Below are 8,909 nucleotides of genomic sequence, written 5' to 3'. Positions count from 1 at the left end.
CTGTTCCCGCTGGGCGCGGTAACGGCCTTGCTGGCGCAGTTCGCGCCACCCGGCACGGTGCCACTGATCGACGAGGAGCCGGGCATTCTTGCGCACATCCTGTTGTCGATCCTGGCCTATGGGCTGTTCACCATTGCCGTGTTCCAGTCGCTGCTGCTGCTGCTGCAGGACCGCCAGCTGAAGAACAAGCACCCGTCCGGGCTGATCCGCAACTTCCCGCCGCTGCAAACCATGGAAAGCCTGTTGTTCGGCTTCCTCTGGGCCGGCTGGTGCCTGCTGTCGCTGTCGCTGATCTCCGGCTGGCTGTTCCTCGAAAACCTGTTCGCCCAGCACCTGGTGCACAAGACCTTGCTGGCCTGCGTTGCCTGGGTCGTATTCAGCGTGCTGCTGTGGGGGCGAACCCGCTTGGGTTGGCGTGGCCACAAGGCCATTCGCTGGACACTGGCCGGTTTCTGCCTGCTGATGCTGGCCTATTTCGGCAGCAAGCTGGTTCGCGAATTCATTCTGCATATCTGACGGCCACCCATGGACACCCTGCCGTACGCACCGCTACTGGTCACGCTGGCATTGGCGCTGCTCTGGGCAGCGCTGTTCACCGCTCTGGACGTTGCGCGCCTGCAACTCACTGGCGCGCTACGCAGTGGCGATGATGGCCAGCCAGCGTTGCCCGCCCAGGCGCTGGTGCTGTGCGCCAGCCTCGGCAAACTGCTGGTCCTGGGCCTGGCGTGCCTGGTCGGGCAGCGCTACGACGGCGAACACGGCTTCTGGCTGGCCGGGCTGGCCGCTGCCGTGGCCTTGTTGGTGTTTGCCGAGTTCCTGCCGCGGCGCCTGGCGCGGCGCAACCCGCAAGCACTGGCCGGCCTGGGCGTAAGCCTGCTGAAAGCGCCGCTCACGCTGCTGCAGCCGTTCGCCTGCCTGCTCGACGGTTGCGCCAAACTGATCTTGCGCCCGTTCCGAACGCAGCCGGCCGCAGTGCCCCTGCACCCGCAGGAAGATGACGACCCGGATGAAGACGAGCGCCACGAAGCGCCCCGCCACGGCCTGCTCGACGGCCTGCAGGCGCTGGACAAGGTCACCGTCAACGACATCCTGGTGCCGCGCAGCGAAGTGGACGGCATCAACCTCGACGAGCCGATCGAGCGCATCATCGAACAGCTGATCGTCAGCCGCCACACCCGCCTGCCGGTGTACCACAACGACATCAACCAGGTTGAGGCGATCCTCAACACCAAGCTGATCAGCCATTTGCTGCCCAAGGCCGAGTTGACCCTGGAGGCGCTGCACGGGGCCTGCTACGAGCCGTATTTCGTGCCCGAAAGCACACCGCTGCAAATGCAACTGCTGAACTTCCACAAGCAGCAACGGCGCCTGGGTGTGGTGGTGGACGAGTACGGCGAAGTGCTGGGTATCGTCACCCTGGAAGACATTCTCGAAGAAATCGTCGGCGAGTTCGAAGACGAACAGAGCCTGGAAAACCCGCACGTGCATCCGCAGCCCGATGGCACATTCGTCATCGATGGCACTGCCTCGCTGCGTGAAATCAACCGCAGCCTGGGCTGGCACCTGCCCTGCGACGGTGGGCCGAAAACCCTGAACGGCCTGGTGACCGAAGCACTGGAAAGCATTCCCGAAAGTGCCGTTTGCCTGAAGATCGGCCGCTATCGCCTGGAGATCCTCGAAACCGAGGACAATTGTGCCAGCAAGGTACTGGTGTGGACCCTGGCGCGCTAGCTATACTCGCCCCACGCTTACCCAGCCCCGCCGCCACGCCTGCTACCCGCACCCGGCGTTTCACGGCCAGTCCGCCCCACTGACACGCCCCGCGGTCCTGCTTCCACACCCTGAACAGTGCCCGCCCCCGCCCCTATCCCCCTTGGGCTATCGTCAGTCGGGCGCACACAACAACAAAACGCTCCGGCGCCCGCGCCGCCGTGCCTGCCTTTGCAGCGCACCCGTCGTGGACCAAGCCCACGGAGCCGGACCAGACTGTTAGGGACCTACTTAATGACAAGCAGCACCTATGCCCAAGCCCCTGCGGCGCCGGTCAACTCGCCCGCGCGGGTAGCCACTGCCAGTTTCATTGGCACCGCCATCGAGTTCTACGACTTCTACGTTTACGCCACGGCTGCCGCCCTGGTCATCGGGCCGGTGTTTTTCCCCTCCGGCTCGGGCACCGCACAGATGCTGGCGGCCTTCCTGACCTTTGGCATTGCCTTTCTTGCCCGGCCGCTGGGCTCGGCACTGTTCGGCCATTTTGGCGACCGCATCGGCCGCAAATCGACCCTGGTCGCCTCGCTGCTGCTGATGGGTGTGTCTACCACGGCCATCGGCGTGCTGCCGGGCTACGACAGCATCGGTGTATGGGCACCGATCATCCTTTGCCTGCTGCGCTTTGGCCAAGGCCTGGGCTTGGGCGGCGAATGGGGCGGCGCGGCGCTGCTGGCCACTGAAAACGCCCCGGAGGGCAAGCGCGCCTGGTTCGGCATGTTCCCGCAATTGGGGCCATCGATCGGCTTCCTGGCGGCCAACGGCCTGTTCCTGACCTTGGCCCTGACCCTGAGCGACGAGCAGTTCCGTGAGTGGGGCTGGCGTATCCCGTTCCTGCTCAGCGCCGCCCTGGTGCTGGTAGGCCTGTATGTGCGCCTGAAGCTGGAGGAAAGCCCCGTGTTCGCCAAGGCTGTTGCCCGCCATGAGCGGGTGAAAATGCCGGTGGTCGACCTGTTCGCCAGGCACTGGCGCCCTACCCTGCTGGGCGCTGCCGCCATGGTGGTGTGCTATGCGCTGTTCTATATCTCCACCGTGTTCTCGCTGAGCTACGGTGTGACCACGCTGGGGTACAGCCGGGAGACGTTCCTCGGCCTGCTGTGCTTTGCAGTGGTATTCATGGCGCTGGCGACGCCGCTGTCGGCCTGGCTCAGCGACCGCTACGGGCGCAAGCCGGTGCTGATCGTCGGCGGCCTGCTGGCGGTGGCGTCGGGCTTTACCATGGAGCCTTTGCTGACCTCGGGCTCTACCGCCGGCGTGGCACTGTTCCTGGCCATCGAGCTGTTCCTGATGGGCGTGACCTTTGCACCGATGGGGGCTTTGCTACCGGAGCTGTTCCCAACCCATGTGCGATACACCGGCGCTTCGGCGGCGTATAACCTGGGTGGGATTGTCGGCGCCTCGGCGGCCCCGTTCTTCGCCCAGAAGCTGGTGAGCATGGGCGGTTTGAGCTGGGTGGGGGGCTATGTGTCGGCAGCCGCAGTGATCAGCTTGATCGCTGTGCTGTGCCTGAAAGAGACCCGCAATACACAGCTGTGAGTCTCAAGCTGCAAGCTGCAAGCTACAAGCTACAAGCTACAAGCTACAAGCTACAAGCTACAAGCTACAAGCTACAAGCGACGCGCATTCTCTTGCAGCTTGAAGCTTGAAGCTTGAAGCTTGAAGCTTGAAGCTTGAAGCTTAGAACTCGACCTTGACCGCCTGCGAAGCGCGGGTCGCCTTGGCCCGCGCCGCTTCAACCGACTCGTCGCGCGCCAGGCACACACCCATGCGGCGGGTACCGTTGATTTCCGGCTTGCCGAACAGGCGGATGGCAGTATCCGGCTCGCTCAAGGCTGCACCCAGGTTGGCGAAGCTGGTCTGCTGCGACTGCCCCTGCGGCAAGATCACCGCCGAGGCCGAAGGGCCGAACTGGCGCACCACCGGGATCGGCAGCCCGAGAATGGCGCGGGCGTGCAGGGCGAACTGCGACAGGTCCTGGGAAATCAGGGTCACAAGGCCGGTGTCATGCGGGCGCGGCGAGACTTCGCTGAACCACACCTGGTCGCCTTTCACGAACAGTTCCACGCCAAACAGGCCCCGGCCGCCCAGCGCATCGGTGACCGCCTTGGCCACACGCTGCGACTCGGCCAGCGCTTTCTCGCTCATGGCCTGGGGCTGCCAGGACTCCTGGTAGTCGCCCTTCTCCTGGCGGTGGCCGACCGGTTCGAGGAAGGTGGTGCCCCCCACATGACGCACGGTCAGCAGGGTGATTTCGTAGTCGAAGTCGATAAAGCCCTCGACGATCACCCGGCCCTTGCCGGCGCGGCCGCCTTCCTGGGCATAGTCCCAGGCCTTCTGCAGGTCGGCGTCGCTGCGCAGCAGGCTCTGGCCCTTGCCCGACGAGCTCATGACCGGCTTGACCACGCACGGGTAGCCTACATCGGCCACGCCCTTGGCGAAGTCTTCGTAGGTGTCGGCGAAATGGTACGGCGAAGTGGGCAGCTCCAGCTCTTCGGCGGCCAGGCGGCGGATACCTTCGCGGTTCATGGTCAGCTGGGTCGCGCGGGCGGTGGGCACCACGTTGAAGCCTTCGTTTTCCAGCTCGACCAGGGTGGCGGTGGCGATGGCTTCGATTTCCGGAACGATGTAGTGCGGCTTCTCGGCCTCGATCACGGCACGCAAGGCCACGCCATCGAGCATGTTGACCACGTGGCTGCGGTGCGCAACCTGCATGGCCGGGGCATTGGCATAGCGGTCGACGGCGATCACTTCGACGCCCAGGCGCTGCAGCTCGATCACCACTTCCTTGCCCAGCTCGCCACAGCCGCACAGCAATACACGGGTCGCAGTAGGCGACAAGGGGGTTCCGATACGGGTCATTTCAGGTCCTCGAAGGCATCCGGGGCCGCACCCGGCTTGGCGCGACCCGCTGAAAAAGGACCGCTATTCTACACCATCAGCTGGCCGCAGCAGCCCGCCGGGCGCGAAATGCCATGGCCAGCCACACCGCGGTGACACCGGTGAACTTGGAGGCCATGGCCGTGCCGACCACCGCCGGGGTCAAGGCGCCGATCATGCCGAAGAAGATGAAGGTATCCACCGGAATGCTCAACGCCGAACTCAACCACAGGCGGTCACGCAGTGGCCGCCGGGTGACGCTGAACACCAGCCAGTCGATCAGTTCGGATATGAAGAACGCGGTGGCGCTGGCCAGGGCGATGGCCGGCTCCGAGGTCACATACGACAGCACCAGCGCCACCAGCATGGCGACCAGGGCGCCGTGGCCGAAGCGGGTTTGCACCATGTCGCGCAGGATGAACACCAGGCCGCCCCAGGCAGACCAGATGACGTCCAGGTGCGGGGCACTGGAGAAGGCGTAGTTGATCAGCACTACGCTGCTGATATAGGCAAGCAGATAGAACATGGCGGGTAATCTGTGGGCAAGCCGTACAGATTACCGTCGAGCCGTTCGCGGGTAAACCCGCTCCTAAAGATGATCCGTAACCCTCCAGGCTCATGCTGTACCTGTAGGAGCGGGCGTGCCCGCGAACACCGGCGGAGCCGGTGCCATGTACCGCGTTGGCGGTTTCGCGGGCATGCCCGCTCCCACAGGGTTCTGCATCAGACTAGAGGATGAGGCCAGCCTCTACTGCCCGTTCATGGCAACGCTTGAGCACCGCGCGGCGCTCGTCATTGTCCATCCGCCCCCAGCGGCCGATCTCGGCCACACTGCGCTGGCAGCCAGTGCAGATGTCCTGCTCGTCCAGCGCACAGATGCTCACGCAGGGCGAGGCCACCGGCCGTTCCACAACATTACTCATCGTCAATTACCAACTCCCGCGCATAACGCCGGGCATTGTGCACGTAATGGGCGGCGCTGGCTTCCAGCAGGCGCTTCTGCTGCTCGGTCAGCTCGCGCACCACCTTGCCCGGCGAACCCATCACCAGCGAACCGTCCGGAATGTCCTTGCCTTCGGGAATCAGCGCGTTGGCGCCAATGATGCAATGCTTGCCAATACGCGCGCCATTGAGGATCACCGCATTGATGCCGACCAAGCTGTAGTCACCCACCGTGCAGCCATGCAGCATGGCGTTGTGACCGACGGTCACGCCCTTGCCCAAGGTCAGCGGCGACCCCATGTCGGTGTGCATCACCGTGCCGTCCTGCACGTTGCTGTCTTCGCCGATGTCGATCAGTTCGTTGTCGCCGCGCAGCACTGCGCCAAACCACACACTGGCATTGGCTTGCAGGCGCACGTTGCCGATCAGCGTGGCGTTAGGCGCTGCCCAACTGGTGGGGTGGCTCTCGACCCGCAGGTCGCCCAGGCGGTACTTCATGCTTGCTCCTCAGGCTGGAACGCAGACGACGGGGTTGGCCCCGCTCAGTTTTCGATGTACCGCTCAGGGGGCTGATGCAAACTAATGCCGGCATCGAACAGCAGGTTGACCAGTTCGACGATCATGATCGCCGACAAGCCCCAGATCTTGTATTCGCCATAGCGATAGCTGGGTACATACCAGCTGCGGCCCTGGTAATCGATACGGTGGGTATGGTCACGCGGGTCCTGGCGGAAAAATTCCAGCGGCACGGTGAATACTGCCGCGATCTCGGCGTCGTTGGCGCGGTATTCGACGAAGTCGGGGATAACGCCGACGAACGGTGTCACTTTCAGGCCATGCAGTGAAATCAGCGGGCTCAGCGGGCCGATCACCTCGACCAGACCCGGCGGCAAGCCAATTTCTTCTTCGGCTTCGCGCAGCGCGGTGAACACCAGGTCCGGGTCTTCCGGGTCGCGGCGGCCTCCGGGAAAAGCCACTTCACCGCCATGGGTGGACAGCCCTTGGGCGCGCAGGGTCAAGACCAGTTCGGGCGCTTCGCTACGGGTAATGGGCAAAAGAACCGCCGCTTCGGGGAACCGCCGGTCGGTTTCCAGTGACGCGGGTTGGTGATTGCTCATTCGGCGAAGTAGCTCGTCCAGCATTGCGCACGCTCGTATCCAAGGCCTGCCTTGCATGATGCACCAAAGCCGCGTGGCACCCAAGCCCCCGCGCTTGCGGCGCGCCTGCGGCCGCGCCAAGATAGCCCGGAACATAAAGGATAGTGCCATGAACTACTGCAGCGCGTGCGGCCACCCGGTCACCCTGCGGATCCCCGAAGGCGACAGCCGCCTGCGGTATGTCTGCGAGGCTTGCCAGACCATCCACTACCAGAACCCCAACGTCGTCGCCGGCGTGCTGCCCACCTGGGGCAGCCAGGTGCTGCTGTGCCGCCGCGCCATCGAGCCGCGCCGCGGTTTCTGGACCTTGCCCGCCGGTTTCATGGAGAACGGCGAAACCCTCGACCAGGCCGCCCGTCGCGAAACGGTGGAGGAAGCCTGCGCCCGGGTCGGCGCAACCAGCCTGTACCAGCTGTTCGACCTGCCGCACATCAACCAAGTGCATGTGTTCTTCCGCGCCGAACTGGCAGACCTGGATTTCGCTGTGGGCGTCGAGAGCCTGGAGGTGCGGCTGTTCGAGGAACACGAGATTCCCTGGGGTGAGCTGGCTTTCCGCACGGTCACGCGCACACTAGAATGCTACTATCGCGACCGCATCGGGGCGCACTACCCCATAGGCCATGAATACCTGCCGCCGATGCTCGTTTCAGCCAATACCTAGACGCCTTCAGGGATACCGTTACATGCGCTGGTTGCTTGCCATTTTCTGCCTTTGCGTTACCTCGGTGTCCCAGGCGGCATTTACCGAGACCATCATTCGCAAGCCTGTGCAGGCCGCACCATCCCCGTCGCCCTCGCAGCAGGCGATGCAACCGCTGATCGATAAAGTGCTGGTGATCAAGTCCGAGCGGCGCCTGCAATTGATCAGCCGTGGCGAGCCGCTGAAGACCTACCGCATTTCCCTGGGCAAGCAGCCCAAGGGCGCCAAGCAGCGCGAGGGCGACAAGAAGACCCCAGAGGGCCTGTACTGGCTGGACTGGCGCAAGCAGAGCGATCGCTTCAACCTGGCCATGCACATCAATTACCCGAACAGCAACGATGCCGCCCGCGCTACCCGTGAAGGGGTGAGTGCCGGCAGCATGATCATGATCCACGGCACACCGATCAACGATGAATACCCGGAATGGTATTTCCACACCCTGGACTGGACCGATGGCTGCATTGCCATGCGTAACCGTGACATGCAGGAGGTGTGGAACCTGGTACGCGATGGGACGTTGATCGAAATCCGGCCCTGAGCCCTACCAGCGCAGCCACGCAGGCCAGGCAATGCCGAGAGCCGGTTGCTTTAAAAGCTCGTTAACATTTCTGCCAACGAATCATCACATTTGCGCCTTACAGTCGCGGTTTGTTTCAACCCAGCGAATACAAGGACACTCTGATGAGTCGAGATACCGGCGACAATCTGGACCGGAACCACAGCGGCAACCTGCCGATGGCCTCCGTCATGGACGTCTACCTCAGCCGCCGCAGTGTGATGCGCGGCAGCCTGGGCGCTGCCATCGCCATGATCGCCGGTACAGGCCTGGCAGGCTGCTTCGACAGCGGCGGCTCCGCCAACGATGACCCGGTTACCCAGCCGCCCGTTACAGAGCCGAAAAACCCGAAACTGGCCCTGGGTTTCCAATCCATCCCCGGGTCGCGCACCGACGCCTGCGCAGTGGCCGCCGGCTACAGCGCCTACGTGCTCGCCCCATGGGGTACGCCGCTGAACAGCAACGCCAAGCCGTGGCGAGCCGATGGCAGCAATACCTCGACCGATCAGGCCAACGCCATGGGCATGCACCATGACGGCATGCATTTCTTCCCCATCAACGGCAGCTCGGAAGACGGCCTGCTGGCGATCAACTTCGAGTACATCGACACCGCCGCCCTGCACCCGGCCGGCCCAACGACCGATATCAATGGCAAACGCCCGGTCGAAGAAGTGCGCAAGGAAATCAACGCCCACGGCGCTGGCGTTGTGCGCTTGCAGAAAACCGATGGCCGCTGGCAGGTGGTCGACAACGACCCGCTCAACCGCCGCTTCACCACCGCATCGCGCATGGCCATCAGCGGCCCGCTGCGTGGCACCGAACACGTCAAGACCAAGTACTCCCCCGCTGGCACCCACTGCCGAGGCACCAACAACAACTGCGGCAACGGCTATACGCCCTGGGGCACCTA

At 63.9% G+C, this 8,909-nt stretch carries 11 protein-coding genes; 6 read left to right on the top strand and 5 right to left on the bottom strand.

What is annotated here, in order from left to right:
- From APH30_RS24760 to APH30_RS24750, 3 genes are all read left to right on the top strand, one after another.
- Positions 1-516, top strand: a 516-nt coding sequence (locus tag APH30_RS24760) for an inner membrane protein YpjD (RefSeq protein ID WP_177333789.1), incomplete at its 5' end; no start/stop codon positions are given.
- A 9-nt stretch (positions 517-525) separates the two neighbouring features.
- On the top strand, positions 526-1,731 hold the full coding sequence (locus tag APH30_RS24755; RefSeq protein WP_054914028.1) for a transporter associated domain-containing protein: 1,206 nt from the start codon (positions 526-528) through the stop codon (positions 1,729-1,731).
- Positions 1,732-2,004: 273 nt separating this feature from the next.
- Positions 2,005-3,303 (top strand): MFS transporter, encoded by a 1,299-nt coding sequence (locus APH30_RS24750; protein ID WP_029885505.1) that lies wholly within the window; start codon positions 2,005-2,007, stop codon positions 3,301-3,303.
- Between the two features lie 141 nt (positions 3,304-3,444).
- On the opposite strand, the gene purT is transcribed toward APH30_RS24750, so the two are convergent.
- The 5 genes from purT to APH30_RS24725 form a co-directional block, all read right to left on the bottom strand.
- The gene (gene purT / locus APH30_RS24745) at positions 3,445-4,626 is read right to left on the bottom strand and encodes a formate-dependent phosphoribosylglycinamide formyltransferase (protein WP_009683437.1); all 1,182 of its coding nucleotides are present in this window, start codon (positions 4,624-4,626) and stop codon (positions 3,445-3,447) included.
- Positions 4,627-4,702: 76 nt separating this feature from the next.
- Entirely contained in the window at positions 4,703-5,170 is a 468-nt protein-coding gene (locus APH30_RS24740; protein WP_054914027.1) for a VUT family protein, read from the bottom strand.
- Positions 5,171-5,372: 202 nt separating this feature from the next.
- Positions 5,373-5,567, bottom strand: coding sequence for a DUF1289 domain-containing protein (locus APH30_RS24735; protein ID WP_054914026.1), 195 nt, complete (start codon positions 5,565-5,567; stop codon positions 5,373-5,375).
- Positions 5,560-6,084, bottom strand: a complete 525-nt coding sequence (locus APH30_RS24730) for a gamma carbonic anhydrase family protein (protein WP_054914025.1) — start codon at positions 6,082-6,084, stop codon at positions 5,560-5,562. Before APH30_RS24730 ends, APH30_RS24735 begins: the two co-directional genes overlap by 8 nt.
- Positions 6,085-6,128: 44 nt before the next feature.
- Positions 6,129-6,728, bottom strand: coding sequence for a CoA pyrophosphatase (locus tag APH30_RS24725; RefSeq protein ID WP_029885509.1), 600 nt, complete (start codon positions 6,726-6,728; stop codon positions 6,129-6,131).
- A 124-nt stretch (positions 6,729-6,852) separates the two neighbouring features.
- Between APH30_RS24725 and APH30_RS24720 the strand changes: the two genes are divergently transcribed.
- The 3 genes from APH30_RS24720 to APH30_RS24710 all read left to right on the top strand — a co-directional run.
- Positions 6,853-7,404, top strand: a complete 552-nt coding sequence (locus APH30_RS24720; protein WP_054890216.1) for an NUDIX hydrolase — start codon at positions 6,853-6,855, stop codon at positions 7,402-7,404.
- 22 nt (positions 7,405-7,426) lie between these two features.
- Complete coding sequence (locus APH30_RS24715; RefSeq protein WP_009683431.1) at positions 7,427-7,981, top strand: murein L,D-transpeptidase family protein; 555 nt, start codon at positions 7,427-7,429, stop codon at positions 7,979-7,981.
- 143 nt (positions 7,982-8,124) lie between these two features.
- Positions 8,125-8,909 (top strand): PhoX family phosphatase (locus APH30_RS24710; RefSeq protein WP_156326652.1); only part of this gene is annotated, 785 nt, incomplete at its 3' end.

Source organism: Pseudomonas sp. NBRC 111127 (assembly GCF_001320345.1).
GTDB classification, from domain to species: Bacteria; Pseudomonadota; Gammaproteobacteria; order Pseudomonadales; family Pseudomonadaceae; genus Aquipseudomonas; species Aquipseudomonas juntendi.
This window is presented reverse-complemented; position numbering and strand designations above follow the sequence as displayed.

What these genes read in the sequence shown, in the direction of transcription:
- APH30_RS24730 (WP_054914025.1), bottom strand. Translation starts at nt 6,084, where the DNA reads ATGAAGTACCGCCTGGGCGACCTGCGGGTCGAGAGCCACCCCACCAGT.
- APH30_RS24720 (WP_054890216.1), top strand. Translation starts at nt 6,853, where the DNA reads ATGAACTACTGCAGCGCGTGCGGCCACCCGGTCACCCTGCGGATCCCC.
- APH30_RS24750 (WP_029885505.1), top strand. Translation starts at nt 2,005, where the DNA reads ATGACAAGCAGCACCTATGCCCAAGCCCCTGCGGCGCCGGTCAACTCG.
- purT (WP_009683437.1), bottom strand. Translation starts at nt 4,626, where the DNA reads ATGACCCGTATCGGAACCCCCTTGTCGCCTACTGCGACCCGTGTATTG.
- APH30_RS24740 (WP_054914027.1), bottom strand. Translation starts at nt 5,170, where the DNA reads ATGTTCTATCTGCTTGCCTATATCAGCAGCGTAGTGCTGATCAACTAC.
- APH30_RS24735 (WP_054914026.1), bottom strand. Translation starts at nt 5,567, where the DNA reads ATGAGTAATGTTGTGGAACGGCCGGTGGCCTCGCCCTGCGTGAGCATC.
- APH30_RS24715 (WP_009683431.1), top strand. Translation starts at nt 7,427, where the DNA reads ATGCGCTGGTTGCTTGCCATTTTCTGCCTTTGCGTTACCTCGGTGTCC.
- APH30_RS24725 (WP_029885509.1), bottom strand. Translation starts at nt 6,728, where the DNA reads ATGCTGGACGAGCTACTTCGCCGAATGAGCAATCACCAACCCGCGTCA.
- APH30_RS24755 (WP_054914028.1), top strand. Translation starts at nt 526, where the DNA reads ATGGACACCCTGCCGTACGCACCGCTACTGGTCACGCTGGCATTGGCG.